The organism is Dyadobacter sp. HNCC25DJ187 (genome assembly GCF_056895255.1).
Window position 1 is genome coordinate 1,701,642 of sequence record NZ_JBXHAT010000001.1, and the last position, 20,591, is coordinate 1,722,232.

A 20,591-nucleotide genomic window follows, 5' to 3' on the forward strand; every position below is an offset into this window, starting at 1 on the left:
ACCAGAAGCGATAGAATTTTAGAAAGATTTAATCAAAAAGATTAGTGACGATTTGTCTAAATGTCAAAACGATTAAACCACAGAAAACTACTCTAACAATAAAAATGCCATGAAAATAAATATTCCCATGGCATTCAAAATACTTTAATACATGTAAGTGTAAACTGTTATAAGCTTAAACTTCCTGAACTCCCTCAAACACCCTGACTGCAGGACCAATCAAATAAATGTCATCGAATTGGTTCGCTCCTGTAGCGTTAAAAGCTACCTGTAGTGATCCGCCCAAAGTTTCAACGGCGATCGGACTTCCCCAGCCTTCCCGTATATGTGCAGACAAAGCACAGGCAGTAACACCTGTTCCGCAGGAATACGTTTCATCTTCTACACCTCTTTCGTAGGTTCTTACGCTCAGATGATTATCTTCCAATACTTGTATAAAATTGACATTAGTTCCTCCAGCCGGGCCAAATACCGGACCGTAACGGATATCCTTACCAATATCCACCACGTCAGCCGCTTTGATATCATCAACATAGGTGACGTAATGAGGTGAACCGGTATTCATAAAGTCGTATTCTTCATGTACTTCAACCTGATTAACCGGTGACATTTTCAAACGAATGATACCAGCAAAGGCCGTCGCTTCATGTGGTCCATCGACAGCGATAAAGGTTGTATTGGTCTCAAAAAGTCCTAGATCGTGCGCAAATCGTACAAAGCAACGTCCTCCGTTTCCACACATACTTCCTTCTGCCCCGTCTGCATTGAAATACACCATCCTGAAATCGTATTGTTCGTCATTTTGAAGAAGGATAAGCCCATCTGCCCCTATCCCAAATCTGCGGTGACACAAAGCTGCAATCAATTCCTGAGAAGCCGGAAAATTTCCATCACGGTCATCGATCATGACAAAATCATTTCCGGTACCCTGGTATTTATAAAATGTTATTTTCATTATCAATAGCTTTTGGCTATTAGCTTAACGGCTATAGCTTTTCTCATTAACTAAAACTGAAATGAGATAGGTTCAATTTCTACAATAAATATGGGATTGACTCGGCCACTTAACGGCAGATAACTAAAAAAAGCCCTGCAACAATCATCGTTACAGGGCTTTAAATTCTTTAAGCTTGACCTATTTTTTTGGCGCTTTTGCAACCTTAAGCTCCTTAATACGTGCTGCTTTACCCTGACGTCCACGTAAGAAGAACAGACGTGCACGGCGAACTTTACCGCGACGTAGCAACTCAATCTTAGCAAGAGTTGGAGAAAGGATTGGGAATACACGTTCAACCGCGATTCCGTTAGATATCTTACGTACTGTGAAAGTTTCACCGCTTCCGCCAAGGTTACGACGCTGCATTACAGTACCTTGAAATTGCTGAATACGCTCTTTGTTACCTTCTTTGATCTTAACGTGTACGTTGATCGTGTCGCCTGATTTAAAATCAGGATACTCGGCCTTACGATTTTCAATCGTAGCTTCTACGAGTTTAATTAGTTCGCTCATGACGAATGTTTTTTATAAAATTAGATAATTGAGCAGTTTCCAGCGGATGGGGTGACGCCCCTTCATTCAAAACAGCTTTTGAGAAAACGAGTGCAAAGCTAATTTTTTTTCTCTGTAAAAGAAAGTACCACACTGTTTTATGCTAAATTATTGCTAAAAATATGCGTGAGATTTGCCACAGGCTTAATATTTTTAACTCAATGACTCTTTAAGTCCAAATTATACCAGATGAAAATATTCAGCAGCGAGCAAATCCGGGAAGCAGATCGCTACACCATTGCACACGAACCCATTTCATCACTTGATCTCATGGAGCGGGCTTCCCAAGCATTCGTAAGATATTTCTGCGACCAGTTTGTCCATACAAGGCCGGTGGTTCTTTTTTGCGGCAAGGGAAATAATGGAGGTGATGGTCTGGCTATCGCCAGGTTATTATGTGAGAAAGGTTACCACGTGCAGGTGTTTATTATTGAACATTCTGAAAATTGCTCACCAGACTTCCAGGAAAATTTGGAAAGGCTGAAAAATCATCTCAGCCCTGTTCACGTGCGTGTTGTGAAAGACATTCCGGGATTATCACCTAAAATGGTAATTGTGGATGCCATTTTGGGGTCCGGTCTTTCCCGCCCGGCAGAAGGACTCGTCGCAGATGTGATTGCAACTATCAATACCTATCCCAATAAAGTTGTTGCTGTGGATATTGCCAGCGGATTGTTTGCCGACAAAAGCAACCAGGAAAGCGACACGATACTTAAACCTTCCTGTACGGTTTCATTCCAATTCCCTAAGCTGGCTTTTTTACTTCCACAAAATGCGGAGTATACCGGCAACTGGCATATCACAGATATCGGACTTCATCCGGAATACGTTCAAAATACTGACACACAATATTATTTTACCGATAAGGAAGGAGCTGAGGCACTGATTATTCCTCATAAAAAATTCTCTCATAAAGGCACGTTCGGTCATGCGCTGATTATTGCAGGTAGTTATGGCAAAATGGGAGCAGCGGTGCTGGCAGGGAAGGCTTGTTTGAGGTCAGGAGTAGGATTATTATCGATGCACGTTCCTGAATGCGGGTATGAAATGATGCAGATATCCAACCCTGAAGCCATGGTAACAGTTGATAAGCACCACAGACATATCACAAATTTACCAGACCTTTCCCCTTATTCTGCCATTGGAATTGGTCCCGGATTGGGAAAAGAAAAAGAAACGCTAAGTGTACTCCAGCAACTGCTAACAACTACCAAAGCACCTTTGATTATAGATGCTGATGCACTTAATATGCTTTCAGAAAATTCTCATCTGATGGAAAAGCTTCCCTCATATACTATTTTAACACCCCATCCCAAGGAATTTCAAAGACTTGCCGGAAAAAGCAGCAATGAGTTTGATAGACTGGAACTGGCAAGGGATTTTTCAAAAAGGTATAAGGTCATTCTGTGTCTTAAGGGAGCCAATACTGCCGTAGTGCTGCCAAACGGTGAGGTCCATTTTAACTCCACCGGCAATCCAGGAATGGCTACCGGTGGAACGGGCGACGTATTAACAGGTGTTATTAGTGCGCTTCTTGCTCAGGGCTATAAACCTCAGGATGCAGCAATCCTCGGCGTCTATCAACACGGCAAGGCAGGCGATCAAGCTGCCGAAATACGTGGAATGAGTGCTTTAATTGCTTCCGACGTGGCCGAAAACCTGAGCTGGTAGCCATCCTCGGTCTGTACGTCGCAGACGGACTGAACGATGCTCCCCGGTCTGTACGTCGTAGACGGACTGAACGGAGATTTAAACTATACCCCCGGAAGCGTTCAGCCTGCTGGCGCATGCAGACCGCAGTCGCGAAGACCGCCGTATCAGGACATCAGCTGATAAACAGCCAGAGCAGAGATATACGCCAGAACAGTAAGATATGCGAGCTGAATCATAGGCCATTTCCAACCATGTGTTTCGCGGTATACTACTGCAATAGTACTCATACACATCATCGCAAATACATAAAATACCAACAATGAATAGCAGACAGCAGGTGTGTACATAGGTCCTCCCGTATCTGGATTCTTCTCCTGGATCAATCGTTCCTTTACAGTGAGCACATCCTCACTGTCTCCACTGATACTATAAATGGTTGCCATAGTACCTACGAAAACTTCACGAGCCGCGAATGACGCAAGTAAAGCAATGCCCATTTTCCAGTCATAACCCAAAGGTTTTATAACCGGCTCAATAATATGACCAAAACTACCAGCATAAGAATTTTCCAATCGTACGGAGGCTATAGCAGCATCAATCTCTTGCTGAGGTTGTGCTTTCATTTGTTCTGTTACCAGCGCTTCGGCGTTGTCCATTCTGTCGCCCGGGCCGTAAGATGCCAATACCCATAAGATGATAGAAATTGCCATGATCACCTTGCCCGCCTGAAAAACAAAAGACTTCACGCTTTCCAGCATCGTGTAACCAACATGACCCCATCTCGGTAATTTATATGATGGCATTTCCAACATAAAATAACCAATTTCCTTTCTTTTAAGGAACAATGAAAGTAGCCACGCTGTCAAAAGCGCACCTATCAGGCCTAAGAGGTAAAGTCCTAAAAGTACAAGCCCTTGCAAATTAAAAAACCCAAGCACCTTTGTTTCCGGAACAACCAATGCGATCAGAATTGCATAAATTGGCAGACGAGCAGAGCAGCTCATCAGAGGTGTAACCATGATGGTAAGTAAACGCTCGTATCTGCTACTAATACTTCTGGTCGTCATGATTGCGGGCACTGCACAGGCCACACCCGAAATCAATGGAACCACACTTCTCCCATTCAGACCAAACTTGCGCATCATTTTATCCATAATCACCATCACCCTGGCCATATATCCCGATTCCTCTAAAATGGAAACCAGACCGAAAAGGATCGCAATCTGCGGGATGAATATGATAATCCCTCCAATACCTGCCATAATACCATCCGTGATCAAATCATTAAGAACGCCTTCCGGCAATACTCCTTTAACCCATTCGACGGTGGCGGCTGTACCTGCATCAATCATATCCATCGGGTACGACGCCCATGCAAAGATTGCCTGAAATACTACCATCAGTACCATCAAAAATGTTACGTATCCCCAGACAGGATGAAGCAGAACGGCATCAAGCTTTCTGGTCCAGTAAGGTTGCTCTGTAATGCCTTCCGTTTTGACAGCCTTTTCGACAATAGGTTTTATTTTTTTGTAACGCTGAATGGTTTCGTTTGCCAAAAAGGCATTTTCATCGAATTGATGTTTATCTATCAATTCATCCAGTTTCACTCTCTGAGCTGTAGGCACAAATGAAAAATTATCATGCTGACAAACATATTGTAGTGCCAGATAGTCATTATCAAGATGATATTCTTTCTTAACTTCTTCAATTAACTTTTCTTCTGATGCGTTAGCCTCATAAAAGCATGGTAGTTTCTGCCTGTCTGTCTGGCTAATTACCTGACTCACTGCATTGTGAAGATTAGCCATACCTTCGCCTGTTCTGGCATTAATCCGTACAACGGGAACATTCAACTGCATAGCTAACTGTACCGCATTCACCGTCAGATTCATGCTGGTGGCTACATCAAGCATGTTCAGTGCCAATACAGCTGGAATACCAAGATCATTAATTTCAGTAAAAAGCAACAAATTCCGCATCAGGTTGGATGCATCGGCTACTACAATAATCGCAGCAGGAAAATCCGGATGTTTCGGATTCGCCAGAATATCCATCACAACAGTTTCATCCTTCGCCTTGGGATAAATACTGTAAGTTCCCGGCAAATCAACCAATGTAACTTCTCTGGGACGCTCTCCCTGAGCACCTTTCAACGTAAATGTTCCGGATTTTTTTTCTACCGTTACGCCGGGAAAATTACCCGTTTTCTGACGTAAACCCGTCAGCGCGTTGAACAATGTAGATTTACCTGCGTTGGGATTTCCGACCAACGCAATTTTTATATTTTCAGATTTCAAAGGAAAAGCAATAAATGATTGGTAATCGGATTTTATTCCAGGATAATGACAGAAGCTTCGTTGAGTCTCAGTGATAAACTGTAGTTTCCACCTACATTAATGCAAATCGGATCTCCAAATGGCGCTATAAAATCCAGTCGCACTTCCGAACCGGGCAAACACCCCATTTCCAACAATTTCAATGACATCACTTGATCCGAAAAAGACTTTATGATCCCCTTTTCCCCCTTCCTGAGGTGAGATACTGTTCTCTCCGCCATATATCCTTATTTAGATTCAATATACTTAAAATGCAAATTAAGCATTAACAGCTCGGAATTCAAACTGTTGGCGGGGAATTAGGGTTAAATACATATTTTGATCATGCAAAATCATGATCATTTTGTTATCACCCTGAGGCTTTATGTAGTACTTTTGCAGCGCGAAAGAGACAAGCGCGGTGAGATAAATTAACCACTGTGCAGAAAGCCCTGAGCTGACTGCCGACTGCCTATTGTATTGAACGAGATAAGAGCCCTGATCTGGAAAGAATTTACGCTTGAATGGCGGCAGAAATATGCCCTGAGCGGCATGTTGCTCTATGTCGTCAGCACGGTGTTTATCTGTTACCTGAGTTTCAGCCTTCGTCGCAATCAGCTCACTCCTATTGTTTGGAACACACTATTCTGGATTATTACATTGTTTTCGGCCGTGAATGCCGTAGCTAAAAGTTTCTCGCAGGAACGACATGGACGGTTGATTTACTATTATAATTTGTGTAGTCCGCAAGCTATTATTGTATCCAAGATCATTTACAATTCCGTTGTAATGCTTTTTTTGTCAGGTATAGGGTTCATCTTCTATGCCTTTGTCATGGGAAACCAGGTAGGCGATTTGGGATTATATACGATTTGTATTGGTTTATCTGCTATCGGTTTCTCCTCTGTGCTTACACTTGTTGCAGGCATTGCTTCTAAAGCCGATAACAGCGCTACACTGATGGCTGTTCTGAGTTTTCCGATTATTCTGCCCATGCTGTTGATGACCATCCGACTGGCGAAAAATGCAATGGACGGTCTGGACTGGAGTGTAAGTTATGATGAAATGATTACGCTGCTATCTATTGATCTTATTGTGATTACATTGAGTTACCTTCTCTTCCCTTATCTGTGGAGAAGCTAAGTTATTTTTAAAGTTTGAATTCTATTAAAGTAAAACGATAATGAAAAAAATGTGGTGGAAAGTCCTGTGCATCATACTATTGCTTTACGTAGCAATTATGGGATTTATGGGGCCTGTGCCTCACCTGCCTATATTGAACGAAAGTATCCGGAATACTTACTTTCATGTTGCGCTCTGGCTGGCTATGACCACGCTGTTGTTCAGCTCTATGGTGTACTCACTGATGTATTTGCGCAGCGGAAAGCTCCGGCACGATGACATCGCCAGCGAACTGGCAAAAGCCGGGCTGTTTTATGGTATCCTTGGTTGTCTTACGGGTTCTTTATGGGCTAATTTTACCTGGGGTGATCCCTGGCCGAATGATCCGAAACTCAATGGAGCGGCAGTTGGGATACTGATTTATCTTGCCTACATGCTTTTAAGATCCTCCTTCGAAGATGAGCAGCGCCGGGCCCGCATCGCTTCCGTGTATAACATTTTTGCCTTTGCAGTATTTGTACCGCTGATATATATACTTCCTCGTCTTACTGATTCCCTTCATCCGGGCAGTGGAGGTAACAGTACTTTTGGCTCTTATGATATGAATAATGACCTTCGAAAAGTCTTCTATCCTGCCATAATAGGATGGATTCTGCTGGGTCTCTGGACTGCTGAACTGCGAGTAAGGATCAAAAGAATAAACCGGCTGAGGGAAGAAGAACTTGCCGCAGATCACAAAACTTTGTAATGAAAAACACACACATTTTCAGGAAAAAGTAAACATTTCAAATCAAATATTCGTTAAGAAATCAGTCACTATGAATATCATGAAAAAAGTCTTTCCTCTTCTACTCTCACTTCTGATAGTATCCATACATACAATAGCCCAGACAGCTGTAGATTCTTCTGTGCCCATGGCTGACAAAATGCGTGAAGACGGGAAGATATGGGTTGTTGTTGCTGTCGTAGCAATCATATTTGCAGGTATCTTCATCAACCTGCTGCGTCTTGAATCCAAGGTAGGAAAAATCGAAAAAGAATTAAAAATCAAGTAAGAGTTATGAAAAAGATCCAATTATTCGGCCTTATAATTGTTGCCATTGCTATAGGTATCATTGTTTCCACTGCTGGCGACGCAAGTACTTATGTAGACTTTTCAAAAGCTAAAGAAATGGCTGCTGGTGGAGACAATGAAAGTATTCACGTGGTAGGCAAGCTCAAAAAAAATACTGCAGGACAAATCCTGGAAATGGAATACCAACCCGAGATCGATCCTAACTATTTCGCATTTACTCTTATTGACAACAATAATGTTGCGCAACGTGTAGTCTACAAAAGCACTAAACCTCAGGATTTTGATAAATCAGAGCAAGTAGTAGTAATCGGAAAAATGCAAGGCAATACATTTAATGCAGAGAAAATTCTGATGAAATGCCCATCGAAGTACGAAGACGGAAAATTAGAAACCACTGAGGCGACTGTAGCTAAATCATGATTCATACAACCATAGGAAGCGCAGGTCACCTGCTAGTCATTATTGCATTTGTCTCAGCATTGGTTGCGACATTTGCTTATTTCAGGGCGGCAAAAAACAATTTGCCAACCGAAGAAGAACTTACCTGGAAACGATTTGCCAGAGCCACATACGCAGTACATTTGCTAGCCGTGATGGGTGTGGTATTCTCTCTTTACTGGATTATCGGAAACCACTATTTCGAATACCATTACGCATGGAAAAACTCATCACGTGCTTTACCAACGGGATATATCATTTCCAGTTTCTGGCAACAACAGGAAGGTAGTTTTCTTTTGTGGATATTCTGGAATGTTATACTTGGCGCTATACTGATCTTCAGTAACCGTTCCTGGGAAGCACCGGTAATGACGGTTTTCGCTCTGGTTCAGGCATTTCTGATGTCAATGATACTCGGTGTGGTGGTTCCCGGTCTCGATTTTAAAATCGGATCAACACCATTTCTTTTATTAAAAGAAGTAATGCCTGATATTCCGGTCTATCAAATGGATCCGAATTTCATTCCTAAAGATGGAAATGGAATGAATCCGCTTCTGCAAAATTACTGGATGGTTATTCACCCTCCTACGCTCTTTCTCGGATTTGCATCTACCCTGATACCTTTCTCATTCGCCATTGCAGGATTGTGGACAAAAAAAATCAAAGAGTGGATTCGTCCGGCTTTACCATGGGCCCTGTTCTCTGCACTTGTATTGGGCATTGGTATTTTAATGGGAGCTTACTGGGCTTACGAGACGCTTAATTTCGGAAGCTATTGGAACTGGGATCCGGTTGAGAACACATCCTTCGTTCCATGGCTCGTACTTATCGCTGCTATTCATACGATGATTATAGCGCGCAAGAACGCGACTGCCCTGAAGACCTCATTTATATTATCCATTACCACGTTTGTCCTTATTCTATACTCCACCTTCATGACACGAAGCGGCGTATTAGGAAGTGCATCAGTCCATTCATTTACTGATCTCGGACTATCAGGACAATTGCTGATTTACCTGCTTACTTTCACAGTTTTATCTGTCGGACTGCTCATTTACCGTTGGAAAGGTCTGCCTTCCGATAACGAAGAAGTCTCTACTTATTCACAGGAGTTCTGGATATTTATTGGTGCTACGCTGCTTTGCCTTTCCGGTTTCCAGATTCTTGCCACTACCTCCATACCTGTCTATAACAAAATAGCAGAAGCATTCGGAACTGTGTTGAACCTGGCTCTGCCAACGGATCAAATCAGCCATTACAACAAATTCCAACTTTGGTTCTTTTCCCTCATCATTATCCTGACGGGTATAGGACAGTATTTCTGGTGGAAACGTGTTGGGAAAGACAAGCTTCAGGCATTATATAATCCGTTGCTGCTAACCATGATTATCAGCGCTGCGGTCATTACGTTTCAGGGTGTAAAAGACATTCAGTATATCGTATTACTAACAGCTTCCATTTTTGCAATAGTATCCAACGGTGCTATTTTGCTAAATATTATCCGTGGAAATTATAACCTGTCTGGCGGCGCAGTGACACACATAGGCGTTGCGTTAATGCTTATTGGTGTATTGTTTTCATCGGCCTACACAAAAGTAGTATCGATCAACAATTCCGGGTTGATGATTTCCCGCAGTGAAGAGTTTACTAACAACGATAATAAAGAAAACAAGGAGAACATTACCTTATGGCTCAACAAGCCTGAAAAAATGGGCGATTACATGCTCACCTGGCGGGATGTCCGCGTAGAGCCACGTAACATTCCCGGGTATATCTCCAAGAGCTGGGTCGATCTGATTGAAAACGATTACCGCGCTGTAGCATTGAGAGATATTGTCGTAGATGATAAACAATACTATGCAAAAGGTGATACACTCGCAGTTTCCCCTGAGAACTTTTATTATGAAATAGAGTACAGAGAGCCTTCTGGTCGTGTATTTAACCTTTTCCCAAGAGTCCAGATCAATCCGCAAATGGGTGGAATTGTGTCCTCTCCGGATATTAACAGGAAATTAGATAAGGATTTGTACACCTACGTATCCATGGTAACTAATCCTACCGCCGAACCGGTATGGAGCCAGACTGAGAATTTCACAATAAGCATGCGTGACACGTTCTTTGTGAATGACTATGTTGCCATTCTTGATAATGTAGTACGTACAGACTCTGTTGATGGTGTAACATTAGGACCGGGTGACGCGGCTGTAAAAGCAATGATCCGCGTTCTGGATAAAGAGAACGAATATGTAATCACACCTTCATTCGTAATCCGTGACCGCATGGTAGCCCGCAAGACAGAGGTCAATAATGACCTTGGTCTGCGTATTCAGTTCCAGGAAATCAATCCGCAAACCGGTCAATTCTCTTTTGCGGTCAACACTACGCAAAGAGATTTTATTGTCATGAAAGCTACTGAGAAGCCTTTAATCAACATTCTGTGGCTGGGAACATTCATTCTGATGATTGGTATGACTATGGCCACAATACGTAGATTCAAAGATTTTATAAAAATGCGCGATAAGGATGCTGCAGCTTCCAATACGAATAAAAGGAAAGTAAAAGCTCAGGTGATCTGATCATTTATACTAAAAAAGGAAACCGGTCAAAACAGATATTTTGACCGGTTTCCTTTTTTATGGCTTATCAAAATTATTTTTCTTTATCCCTCCTGGGCTGAAATTGACTCCTGTAATAATTCAATTCTCGTTCAAACACCTGAAAACGGGTTTCGGGACACTCTTTTCTAAGTTCTTCAAGTTGCCTTGTGGCGAGTTTTACATCCAGTTGCCATACATTTCCTTCCTTTAAGGATTCATGGTCTTCATCCAGCGTTTTTTGCAACTTTCTCATGCCTGTAACAGCCTTTTCAAGCCCCGGAATCACACCGATCTCGTTCAGTTGTTTATCACTAAACCGAAAGACATATAACTCCTTACTGTCTCTTTTGATCGTATCTGCAATTGAAAAGGTTTGCGTAAGCAATGCACATGGCTGACTATGCGCTGACAAACCCAGTAAACTGACAATACCTCCAACCAAAAACCATTTCATATCTACTAAAACTTAAATCCCCCTCGTGTAAAGAAAAATGCGCCGTTGCTACCCATTTGAACCGGATCCCATGCTCCACCAGATTCGGTAAGCGAAGGGGTATGCATATCAGGATAAGTATTGAGAATGTTACTTCCTCCGACTGAGACAGATATATTATTGGAAAACTTGTAATTAACTGTCAGATCCAACTGCACTTTTGCCCTGTATATGTCTGTAAAGTCAGCGGGAGAATAAAGCTCTTTGGTTGCCGTATTCTTTACCTCGCCGTAGTTCCAGTTAATCAAACTTATCTCACCGAAACGAACTGCTCTTAACATGAAACTCACCTTATCAACGGTATAGTCAAAAGTGAGGTTAATTTTAGAAGGCGGCGCAGACGCAAGTACAAAGTAACGTTCACGCTCACTGAAATACTGCTCTTCCTTTCCGGCCAACTTACTGCTTGTATTGATTGCTCCCAACTCCATCTTATTGAAGTTGGCGGCCAGTGTCGAATTGAGCCTTCCCTTGCCCAAAGTTGTAGTATGTGCAACTACAACATCAACTCCATAGCTTGTGGTAGAAGAAAGGGCATTGGTAAAAAATTGCGCCTCTCCTACCCTTAAAGATTTCAGCAGGTTTCCGATATCTTTATCTTCATCACTAAACTGCCCTGTCAGCACAACCCTATCTTTTACTTTTACATAATATCCGTCTATTGTAACAGAAAAAGACGACGAAGGTTTCATGGCAACTCCCAAACTTGCATTCTGAGAAGTTTCCTGACGTAGCTTCGGAATGCCCAACAAATTAGTTACCTCTGTATCATTTCCCGCCAATAAAACTTCTACTGCCCGACCGCCTACAAAGTTTGTAAATCTGGAATTGAAATACTTTTGCGCAAGTGACGGAGCACGAAAACCTGTACTAACCGCGCCCCGGATTGCATAATTGTCGTTAAGCTTATATCTAAAACCTGCCTTTCCATTTACTGTATTTCCGAAATCACTGTAGTTTTCAAACCTTCCGGCGACATTCACCATTAGTTTTTTATTTAAATCCGCTTCTATATCCAGATAGCCACCTACGTTTGAGCGCTTTTCATTGACTTCATTCTCGGGACTAAATCCAGGAAACCCTTGCGCCCCGCCTTGATGTATCAGATCGTAATTATAATAAGAAGGTCGATCACCCTGAAAAATCTTGTAACGTTCAGTTCTGTATTCTCCACCGAAGGCTATGTTCAGTCCTTCAAATGCATCTTTGTAAAAACGGGTAAAATTTAGGTTACTTACATTTTGCCCCAACTGAAAGCCGCCAGCTTCAAAAGTCGTTCTGGAATCTGGTCCCAATGAACGATTCAATGAATTTCGTACCGAAAAATCAAATTTATTGAATCCATAAGTATTGCTCACATCAATATTCCAGCCTTTCCATACGCTCCTCAGTCCCCCTATTATTGCCTGATCATCAATATCACTGCCAATAATCGGATCAAATCCATTTGGATATATAGAAGGAATATTCCTGTCGTCGTCTGCACCTCTTGTCCAGGCATAAGCATCACCCTTACGCTTATTGAGGCCGCCAAAACTATACAACTGTACGTTTTTCAAAACAGGGATCATCGCATTGTAATACAAAGCCACATTTGTCACCTTGGGATCTCCATATTCTCTTCTTACCATATCATCCTCATGAGTCGCAGCCCTGTTGGTGTGAGCGCGTTCATTATAATCCGCTGTGATATTGACAAAACCTTTTTTTGCTATCCTCAGACCATAGTTCACATTGGCATTGTAGTTCAGCCCATCAAATGCTCTGTTATCCGCTCTGTATTTGGCTGCATAAATACCTGCATTTGCATTGGCGGTAAGCTGATCTACATGCTCTTTCAATACAATATTAATTACTCCTGCAATGGCATCCGAACCATACTGCGCAGCTGCTCCGTCCCTTAAAACTTCAATGCGTTCAATGGCCGCTGCCGGAATAGCATTCAGGTCTGTTCCCGTATTACCGCGGCCTCTTGTACCGAAAATATTCACTAAGGATGACTGATGCCTGCGCTTACCATTAATCAGTACCAACGTCTGATCCGGACCTAAACCACGAAGTGAAGCCGGATCCACATGATCGGCACCGTCAGACCCGGTTTGTCTGTTAGAATTAAAAGATGGGGCAGCAAATTGAAGCAACTGATTAACATCCAGCTGTCCCTGTTTCGTTGTGATTTCCTGAATATTGATGATATCCACGGGTGCAGGTGTATCTGTAGACGAGCGATTCATATTTCTTGAACCTACCACAGTTACCTGGTTAAGTAATGTTGCACTCTGAAGCGTAAAATTCTGAGTTCCCTTACCACCGATCTCTCTTTCAATTTTATTATAACCTACAAAAGTCACAATTAAGGTCGCATTGGTATACATTACATTGAGTGTGTAAAATCCGTTCTCATCGGTGATGGTGCCATTGTTTGTTCCCTTTTCAATGACTGACGCGCCAGGCAGTGCTTCACCTTTCACGTCAAGTACTTTTCCGGCTACCTTGTATTTTTGAGCCCAAACGGTGGATATCCCTCCCAACAGCAGCAGTAGCGTAAGGCAAATTTTGTTCATTGTTTGTTGTGTAGGTTAATGTGTGCCGTAAAGAAAACAATAAAATTGTACTGCCTCTTCACCAAAATAAAATTTTATCTTTGACTAAGAATAGTCCATCTTTTGATAAACTTGATTTTATGATATCTTCTCTTTTAAAATCGTCATTGGGGCGATTGCGTATTATAGCATTTCTTGAAGGGGTTTCGTTGCTGGTATTGCTAGGAATCGCAATGCCACTCAAATATATGGCAGGTATTCCCGAGGTCGTAAGTGTAGTCGGTATGGCTCATGGAGTTTTATTTGTTTTGTACGTACTGTTGCTTATGCAGGTGGCTATCGAAAGAAGCTGGTCCTTTAAAAAATCGATTCTCAGTTTTTTTGCTTCATTCATTCCCTTCGGCACTTTCTACGCCGACGCCAAATGGTTTAGAGAATAAGCAAACACCGACGTTCCATAACATGCATGTCTCCCTTACGAGGGAGACATTTTTTGAATACATCCTACAGCCCCGACACCTTGAAAAATTCTACTTTCCTATTCCTGCTTGTCCTGGTTCTGGCCACCAGTTTCCACGCCAAAGGACAAAAACCCAATGAAAATTACCGTTATCATATTCACCCCAGTTCTTCTACGATTCATATTGATGGACTCGCAGATGATGATGCATGGAAAAACACACAGGTTGCCGACAATTTCTTCATGGTTACGCCTATGGATACGAGCTTTTCCAGAAGTAAGACCGAGGTAAGAATGGCCTACGATAAACAGAATCTGTATATTCTCGTTATCAACTTCAAACCTGTACAGGGGGCCATCATCGTAGAATCTCTGAAGCGGGATTTTGCGTTTGGAAAAAATGATAATTTTCTCCTGTTCATGGATACCTTCGATGATCGTACAAACGGATTTTCCTTCGGAGCCAATGCTGCAGGAGCACCGTGGGATGGCCAGCAGGGCGATGGAGGAACTGTCGATCTGAGCTGGGACAATAAGTGGGTTTCTGAAGTAAAAAATGATGATGAGAAATGGGTGTGGGAAGCAGCCATCCCTTTCAAAAGTATCCGGTACAAGCCGGGCATAACGCAGTGGGGTATTAACTTCAGTCGTCAGGATTTGACCATTTCTGAAAAATCTGCCTGGGCTCCGGTTCCGCGGCAGTTTCCTTCGGCCTCGCTTGCCTATACTGGGGTGCTCGTTTGGGACACACCTCCTCCCAATCCCGGACCGAACATTTCGCTCATTCCCTATGCCGCCACACGCCTTACCAGAGATTACCAGCGGGACACACCTAACAAGTACAAACCGACTATTGGTGGAGATGTCAAAATTGGTATCACACCGTCGCTCAATCTTGATCTTACCGTGAATCCCGATTTCTCCCAAGTGGACGTGGATGTACAGCAAACCAACCTCAACCGGTTTGAACTGTTCTTTCCTGAGCGCCGGCAGTTCTTTCTGGAGAATGCTGATCTCTTTGCCAATTTCGGTTACGCCACACTTCGCCCGTTTTTCTCCCGAAGGATCGGTTTAGGTGTTCCCATACAATTCGGAGCCCGCATGAGTGGTAAACTGAATAAGAACTGGCGGATAGGCGTACTGGATGTACAAACATCCTCTCAAGACAGCACGCCTGTCCAGAACTATGCAGTCTTCGCCTTACAACGACAACTTTTTTCACGTTCAAATGTGAGAGTACTCTTTGTGAACCGGGATGCAGTAAACTTCTCTCCGGAGCGTAATACTGGCACCAATCGTTTTAACCGAAATATAGGTGCGGAATTTAACCTGGCCAGCACCAATAATCTCTGGACAGGTAAGGTGATGGTGCTGAAATCTTTTACTCCGGGAAAAACGACCGAAGACTACTCTCATGCAGCAGACCTTAAATTCAGTAATGCAAACTTCACCTGGCAATGGCAGCATGAGTATGTAGGCAAAAATTACAACGCAGAAGTAGGCTATGTTCCTAACGCTACCCGGATGGGTTATTACAAAATCAGCCCGAATGTTGCGTATCTGTTTTTTGTAAAATCAAGGAGGATCATCAGCCATGGTCCAAAACTTGTCAGTAACATTTATTGGGACAATCATAAGTCTGTCAGTGATCAGGAATATATTCTTTCCTACAATATCAACTTTATCAACCGGGCAACAATTTCAGTTTGGGGAGCGAGTAATTATGTAAGATTATTAAGACCTTTCGACCCGACCAATCTGGGAGGATTTACGCTTGAAACCAATTCTGAACATCACTGGAAATCGACTGGATTTGATATCGCCTCCGGTCCGCAAAACCGACTTACCTATAATGCCTCGGCAGTTTTTGGTGGATATTATCAAGAAGGGCATCGCAACAACCTCCGAGCTGAATTAGGATATCGTTTCCAACCTTTCGTCGCGATTGCAATGGCGGGAAACTACAACGATATCCGACTTCCCGCACCTTGGAACAGGAAGGAATTATGGTTGGTGGGGCCAAGAGTAGACGTAACCTTCACCAACAGATTGTTTTTCACCACCTTTGTTCAGTATAACAATCAGGCCGACAATATCAACCTCAATTCAAGATTACAATGGCGCTACAAACCTGCATCGGATCTTTTTCTTGTATACACGGATAACTATCTGCCGGAAAATTTCCGTGTCAAAAACAGAGCTGTAGTGTTAAAGTTTACATATTGGTGGAATCTCTAGGCATGGGGGAAAGGGCTTAGGATTTGGGGCATGGAGAAAACCAGCACTACTCCTCTTTCCAAAGCCCCTGGTATGCCTTGAACCCTGGGCTCTGCACGCTTACCCTTTACCCCATTCCCTATGCCCTACGCTCTGCATCCTCCCCTATGCCAAAGCCCTTTGCCCTTTGCCAAAAGCCCCCACGCTTCAATAAAACACTTCAATATTTTTCGATTTCAGCAGCCCGAATTGCTGCCCGTATTTTACCTCCCGGTCTTCTGTCAGGAATGGATTTCCTCTAATATGTAACTTATTCAGTTTTTTGATCCCTAACAGGTTGCTGGGGAATTCGGTGAGATTATTGCCGGAAATATCCAGCTCATCCAGATTAGCAAACTGTGTAAGCGCCTCCGGAAATGTTGTAAACCAGTTAAATCCCAAGTCGATGACCTGTAACTTTTCCAGTTTTACGATACTGCCCGGCAGCTTACTTAATTGATTATGATGGGCATATAAAGTGTGCATTTTTGTCATTTTACCAATCTCGTCCGGAAACACATGCAGTCGGTTATGAGCAACTGCCAGGTGAGTAAGATTTCGGAGTTTCACCAAAGCATCGGGAAGCTTTACGAGATCGTTATAATAGAGATCCAAAACTTCCAGTCCTTTCAACTTTTTTACGCCTTTGGGTAACGCGCTAATATTGGCATAGTAGAAATTAATGTCCTTAACCTGTTTTAGATTTCTGAAGCTGCCATTTTTAAGTCCTGTAAGTGTATTTTTACCCAACCAGAGCGTTTCAAGTCTTTTGCAATTTCTGGCACCAGACGGAATGCTTGTAAGCAGATTTGATTGCACATTCAACAGTTTGAGGGTACTGTTCTTTGAAAATTTGAGCCCTTTATTTCCAATAATATTACCGCTCAATTTCAGATGATTCAGCTTGGGTAGCTTCTTAAAATCAATTCTCGCAAACTCGAGATCATTATCTGCCAGACTTAAAATTTCAAGATTAGGAAACCTGTATATTGCTGAAGGTACTGTTTCCAACATTTCTTTCTCCAGATATAATTCCTTCACCAGCAACGTATCTTTTACCTGCAAAGCATTGGCAAGTCCTTTTACAACATGGTTTTTTATTTCAATTGTGACCGGCTCTTTCTTATTCTTCTCTAAAAATTTATTCATGACACTATCCATACGTGCAATTTCCTTAGGATCAGTGGTCTCCAGCTGCGTAACTAGTACAAGCTGACTTTTCTTTCCAACGTGCCGTTTTGATAGAAACTTTTCTACTTGTACAGGCAATCGTTCACTCAAAATACGGTTTAAAGAATCAACATTTCGTTTTGGCTTTTTTGTTTGCTCGCCAGTCCTGAAATTCATACCATAGTCTTCGAAACTATAAACCCAATGATCAACACGGCCTTTGCTATTGAAATAAATACACGTGCGGATATAAGTAGTAACGGGAATATCAGATCCAAGCACTGATACATATATCTCCTTAACCTTATGGCTTAAACTGAAAGGAATGTCTTTCTTTACATCATTAACGTTTCCGTGGGACTTATTCAGGTTCCTCAGGAATTCGTCGTTTTCAAGATCTTCACGATAAGTGATTAGTGGCTGACTATACGCCGCAATACTGCATAGCATCAAGCAAATCAATGTAACAATTCTCATGATTCACAGTAGTTTAGTGAGATCACAAATTTAACTAAGTATTTAGGTAACACAAGAAGTTTATGAAATTTTCTTATATATAGAATAATTTCACCTCAGACGGAATGCAGTAAGAGATACAGAGAACTGAATAGTGGAATATCTGCTACAAAAAATAAAGATGTAGCATAAATGGTAGGATATAAATCTGAATCCCTGAAAAACGTATTATTTACTTCGATCAATCGTATACTGAACCAGCTGTTCCAGTGAGCGCCTGTGAGGAGAGTCGGCGAATTCGTGTAGCAAAGCCCGGGCCTCTTGTACGTAGCGCTCCATGACTTCCTGAGCATATCTGAGTCCGCCAGAGCGTTTAACAAAGTCAATGACTTCGTTCACTTTTTTAGGCTTATGACTCTCATTCCTGATAATATTGATGATACGACGTTTTTCCAGCCAGTCAGCCTGATTGAGGGCGTAAATCAACGGGAGGGTCATTTTTTTCTCTTTGATATCGATACCAAGGGGCTTACCGATTTCGTCCTCGCCGTAATCAAAAAGATCGTCTTTGATCTGAAATGCCATACCTACCTTCTCTCCGAATGCATGCATACGCTTAACGATTTCTTCACCGGCACCTACAGAACATGCACCTACAGCACAACAGGAAGCGATCAGAGAGGCCGTTTTTTGTTTGATAATCTGGTAGTAAACTTCTTCGTTGATGTCCAATCGACGGGCCTTTTCGATCTGGAGAAGTTCTCCTTCGCTAAGTTCGCGAACGGCAGTAGATACAATTTTCAGCAGGTCAAATTCTCCGTGATCTACTGAGAGAAGCAAACCTCGGGACAACAGATAATCCCCTACCAGAACAGCTATCTTATTTTTCCAGAGCGCATTAACAGAGAAAAATCCACGACGGTAATTGGAATCATCCACCACATCATCATGAACCAATGTGGCTGTATGTAGTAACTCGATCAACGCAGCACCCCTGTACGTCGATTCGGTGATTTGTCCGGACACACCGGCAGAAAGAAACACAAACATCGGTCTGAGTTGCTTGCCTTTACGACGAACGATGTAATTCATGATCTGATCCAGAAGCATTACATCACTCTTCATAAACTGACGAAATTTCTGCTCGAAAGCTTTCATTTCATCCGCAATAGGTAGTTGTATATCCTTTATTGAAAGGGTCATATTTGCTAATCGGGGGCACTCTAAAACCCGGCTGATGTATAAAACAGGGTTCGAAATCAGGCTATGTATTTATGTTTAACCTGTTTCTAAACTCCAATGTTCAAATTTGGAATAAAATCTTTTGTTTACACCACTTTTAGCTTTAAAATGTTTAGAATTGAGAAAAAAAGAACGTTGTTTTCGAAAAAGTACCTTGTACAAATGTAAAGCGGTGCACCAACTTTCTCTTTAACTTATATATTTTACCACAACAAGGCTGAAAGCTGATTGCCGAAAGCTGATACCGAATACACTATGAAAGCACTCGTCCTGGGAGGCGGATCAATGAAAGGTGCATTTCAGGTTGGAGCGATCCAGTCTGTTCTCGAAAACGGATTTGAACCGGATATGGTTTACGGAATATCAGTAGGTGCATTGAACGCTACATTTTTAGTGAATGAAGCAGAAAAGCAGCGAACGGATAACGGAGCCGTCAACTGGCAGACAACAGGAAGGCGTCTCCTTGAATTCTGGATCAAAAATATCACCCATCCTCAGGATATTTCTACATTGCGTTCCAGAGTCATGCTGGGTGTAAATACACTGATGAGCCGGTTCGACGGTCTGCTGGATCCATCACCTCTGCACGAACTGATCCGAAAAAACGTCAGTGATACTTTACTTGAAAACAGTAAGGTAAAGTTGAAAGTAGGAGCTGTCAATATGGAAAGCGGGCAGATGAAATATGTATCTCCACAGGATAGTCATTTTCTTGACTATGTGCGGGCGAGCTCATCTATCCCTATGCTGATGCCGGCTGTTGAAATAGATAATGATTTGTATCTTGACGGAGGGCTTCGGGAAGTAATTCCGATCCGGCCTGCGCTGACAGACGGGGCCACCGAGATCGTGCTGATTGGGTGTCATTCTCCTCATTTATACCAGCCGGAAGGGCTCAATGCCCGTAATCTGATTACACTCATCGAACGCGTACGTGATATCACAGTCAACGAGGTAGCCAATAGCAATATCATCTGGGCTGAATCCTTCGCCGAGCGGGCCAATCTGCGTGGCACACCTATGAAACTGACTGTCATCCGTCCCGAATCACCACTAATTCTTGATCTCCAGCATTTCACTTCTGATGATATATCCCGTCTGGTTGTGGAAGGTTATAAGGCCGGAATGGAAGTATTGAGGAGAAGTGCAGTGGTGTAGAATGTTTACCAGCATCAAAATCAAAAAGGCCCGAATCATTGCGATCCGGGCCTTTTCTCAG

Annotated in this window: 17 protein-coding genes; 9 read left to right on the plus strand and 8 right to left on the minus strand. The window is 42.6% G+C overall.

Features of this window, described 5'->3' with window-relative positions; genetic code table 11:
- Positions 1–175 precede the first annotated feature (175 nt).
- On the minus strand, positions 176–955 hold the full coding sequence (dapF, locus tag AC1XUE_RS07030) for a diaminopimelate epimerase (protein ID WP_483355229.1): 780 nt from the start codon (positions 953–955) through the stop codon (positions 176–178).
- Between the two features lie 180 nt (positions 956–1,135).
- Entirely contained in the window at positions 1,136–1,510 is a 375-nt protein-coding gene (gene rplS / locus AC1XUE_RS07035; protein WP_483355230.1) for a 50S ribosomal protein L19, read from the minus strand.
- A 228-nt stretch (positions 1,511–1,738) separates the two neighbouring features.
- On the opposite strand from rplS, the gene AC1XUE_RS07040 reads away from it, so the two are divergent.
- Positions 1,739–3,220: an NAD(P)H-hydrate dehydratase gene (locus AC1XUE_RS07040; RefSeq protein WP_483355231.1), complete on the plus strand. Its 1,482-nt coding sequence runs from the start codon at positions 1,739–1,741 to the stop codon at positions 3,218–3,220.
- Positions 3,221–3,366: 146 nt separating this feature from the next.
- Here AC1XUE_RS07040 and feoB read toward each other — a convergent pair whose 3' ends face one another.
- Together feoB and AC1XUE_RS07050 are read right to left on the minus strand one after the other, a co-directional pair.
- The gene (gene feoB / locus AC1XUE_RS07045) at positions 3,367–5,502 is read right to left on the minus strand and encodes a ferrous iron transport protein B (protein WP_483355232.1); all 2,136 of its coding nucleotides are present in this window, start codon (positions 5,500–5,502) and stop codon (positions 3,367–3,369) included.
- Between the two features lie 32 nt (positions 5,503–5,534).
- Positions 5,535–5,762, minus strand: a complete 228-nt coding sequence (locus AC1XUE_RS07050; RefSeq protein WP_483355233.1) for a FeoA family protein — start codon at positions 5,760–5,762, stop codon at positions 5,535–5,537.
- Positions 5,763–6,000: 238 nt separating this feature from the next.
- On the opposite strand from AC1XUE_RS07050, the gene AC1XUE_RS07055 reads away from it, so the two are divergent.
- The 5 genes from AC1XUE_RS07055 (at position 6,001) to ccsA (AC1XUE_RS07075) (ending at position 10,731) form a co-directional block, all read left to right on the plus strand.
- Positions 6,001–6,663 carry a heme exporter protein CcmB gene (locus AC1XUE_RS07055; protein WP_483355234.1) on the plus strand — a complete coding sequence of 221 codons (663 nt, stop codon included), beginning with the start codon at positions 6,001–6,003 and terminating at the stop codon, positions 6,661–6,663.
- A gap of 40 nt (positions 6,664–6,703) precedes the next feature.
- Positions 6,704–7,390, plus strand: a complete 687-nt coding sequence (gene ccsA, locus AC1XUE_RS07060; RefSeq protein WP_483355235.1) for a cytochrome c biogenesis protein CcsA — start codon at positions 6,704–6,706, stop codon at positions 7,388–7,390.
- A 79-nt stretch (positions 7,391–7,469) separates the two neighbouring features.
- A complete protein-coding gene (locus tag AC1XUE_RS07065; protein ID WP_483355236.1) occupies positions 7,470–7,697 on the plus strand; it encodes a CcmD family protein in 228 nt (75 codons plus the stop codon).
- A gap of 5 nt (positions 7,698–7,702) precedes the next feature.
- The gene (locus AC1XUE_RS07070) at positions 7,703–8,137 is read left to right on the plus strand and encodes a cytochrome c maturation protein CcmE domain-containing protein (protein ID WP_483355237.1); all 435 of its coding nucleotides are present in this window, start codon (positions 7,703–7,705) and stop codon (positions 8,135–8,137) included.
- On the plus strand, positions 8,134–10,731 hold the full coding sequence (gene ccsA, locus AC1XUE_RS07075) for a cytochrome c biogenesis protein CcsA (RefSeq protein ID WP_483355238.1): 2,598 nt from the start codon (positions 8,134–8,136) through the stop codon (positions 10,729–10,731). Before AC1XUE_RS07070 ends, ccsA (AC1XUE_RS07075) begins: the two co-directional genes overlap by 4 nt.
- 73 nt (positions 10,732–10,804) lie before the next feature.
- Here ccsA (AC1XUE_RS07075) and AC1XUE_RS07080 read toward each other — a convergent pair whose 3' ends face one another.
- The gene (locus tag AC1XUE_RS07080) at positions 10,805–11,206 is read right to left on the minus strand and encodes a hypothetical protein (protein ID WP_483355239.1); all 402 of its coding nucleotides are present in this window, start codon (positions 11,204–11,206) and stop codon (positions 10,805–10,807) included.
- 5 nt (positions 11,207–11,211) lie between these two features.
- Positions 11,212–13,809, minus strand: coding sequence for a TonB-dependent receptor (locus AC1XUE_RS07085; protein ID WP_483355240.1), 2,598 nt, complete (start codon positions 13,807–13,809; stop codon positions 11,212–11,214).
- A gap of 119 nt (positions 13,810–13,928) precedes the next feature.
- On the opposite strand from AC1XUE_RS07085, the gene AC1XUE_RS07090 reads away from it, so the two are divergent.
- Entirely contained in the window at positions 13,929–14,228 is a 300-nt protein-coding gene (locus tag AC1XUE_RS07090) for a DUF3817 domain-containing protein (protein ID WP_483355241.1), read from the plus strand.
- Positions 14,229–14,254: 26 nt separating this feature from the next.
- Positions 14,255–16,486, plus strand: a complete 2,232-nt coding sequence (locus AC1XUE_RS07095; RefSeq protein ID WP_483355242.1) for a DUF5916 domain-containing protein — start codon at positions 14,255–14,257, stop codon at positions 16,484–16,486.
- 186 nt (positions 16,487–16,672) lie between these two features.
- Here the strand turns inward: AC1XUE_RS07095 and AC1XUE_RS07100 are convergent, their stop codons facing one another.
- Together AC1XUE_RS07100 and AC1XUE_RS07105 are read right to left on the minus strand one after the other, a co-directional pair.
- Positions 16,673–18,151, minus strand: coding sequence for a leucine-rich repeat domain-containing protein (locus AC1XUE_RS07100; RefSeq protein ID WP_483355243.1), 1,479 nt, complete (start codon positions 18,149–18,151; stop codon positions 16,673–16,675).
- Positions 18,152–18,358: 207 nt separating this feature from the next.
- Positions 18,359–19,333 carry a polyprenyl synthetase family protein gene (locus AC1XUE_RS07105; protein WP_483355244.1) on the minus strand — a complete coding sequence of 325 codons (975 nt, stop codon included), beginning with the start codon at positions 19,331–19,333 and terminating at the stop codon, positions 18,359–18,361.
- Positions 19,334–19,627: 294 nt separating this feature from the next.
- Here AC1XUE_RS07105 and AC1XUE_RS07110 point away from each other — a divergent pair, with 294 nt between their 5' ends.
- Positions 19,628–20,530, plus strand: coding sequence for a patatin-like phospholipase family protein (locus tag AC1XUE_RS07110; protein WP_483355245.1), 903 nt, complete (start codon positions 19,628–19,630; stop codon positions 20,528–20,530).
- Positions 20,531–20,591: the final 61 nt, after the last annotated feature.

What these genes read in the sequence shown, in the direction of transcription:
- dapF (WP_483355229.1), bottom strand. Translation starts at nt 955, where the DNA reads ATGAAAATAACATTTTATAAATACCAGGGTACCGGAAATGATTTTGTC.
- rplS (WP_483355230.1), bottom strand. Translation starts at nt 1,510, where the DNA reads ATGAGCGAACTAATTAAACTCGTAGAAGCTACGATTGAAAATCGTAAG.
- AC1XUE_RS07040 (WP_483355231.1), top strand. Translation starts at nt 1,739, where the DNA reads ATGAAAATATTCAGCAGCGAGCAAATCCGGGAAGCAGATCGCTACACC.
- AC1XUE_RS07050 (WP_483355233.1), bottom strand. Translation starts at nt 5,762, where the DNA reads ATGGCGGAGAGAACAGTATCTCACCTCAGGAAGGGGGAAAAGGGGATC.
- ccsA (WP_483355235.1), top strand. Translation starts at nt 6,704, where the DNA reads ATGAAAAAAATGTGGTGGAAAGTCCTGTGCATCATACTATTGCTTTAC.
- AC1XUE_RS07065 (WP_483355236.1), top strand. Translation starts at nt 7,470, where the DNA reads ATGAAAAAAGTCTTTCCTCTTCTACTCTCACTTCTGATAGTATCCATA.
- AC1XUE_RS07070 (WP_483355237.1), top strand. Translation starts at nt 7,703, where the DNA reads ATGAAAAAGATCCAATTATTCGGCCTTATAATTGTTGCCATTGCTATA.
- ccsA (WP_483355238.1), top strand. Translation starts at nt 8,134, where the DNA reads ATGATTCATACAACCATAGGAAGCGCAGGTCACCTGCTAGTCATTATT.
- AC1XUE_RS07080 (WP_483355239.1), bottom strand. Translation starts at nt 11,206, where the DNA reads ATGAAATGGTTTTTGGTTGGAGGTATTGTCAGTTTACTGGGTTTGTCA.
- AC1XUE_RS07085 (WP_483355240.1), bottom strand. Translation starts at nt 13,809, where the DNA reads ATGAACAAAATTTGCCTTACGCTACTGCTGCTGTTGGGAGGGATATCC.
- AC1XUE_RS07090 (WP_483355241.1), top strand. Translation starts at nt 13,929, where the DNA reads ATGATATCTTCTCTTTTAAAATCGTCATTGGGGCGATTGCGTATTATA.
- AC1XUE_RS07095 (WP_483355242.1), top strand. Translation starts at nt 14,255, where the DNA reads ATGTCTCCCTTACGAGGGAGACATTTTTTGAATACATCCTACAGCCCC.
- AC1XUE_RS07100 (WP_483355243.1), bottom strand. Translation starts at nt 18,151, where the DNA reads ATGAGAATTGTTACATTGATTTGCTTGATGCTATGCAGTATTGCGGCG.
- AC1XUE_RS07105 (WP_483355244.1), bottom strand. Translation starts at nt 19,333, where the DNA reads ATGACCCTTTCAATAAAGGATATACAACTACCTATTGCGGATGAAATG.
- AC1XUE_RS07110 (WP_483355245.1), top strand. Translation starts at nt 19,628, where the DNA reads ATGAAAGCACTCGTCCTGGGAGGCGGATCAATGAAAGGTGCATTTCAG.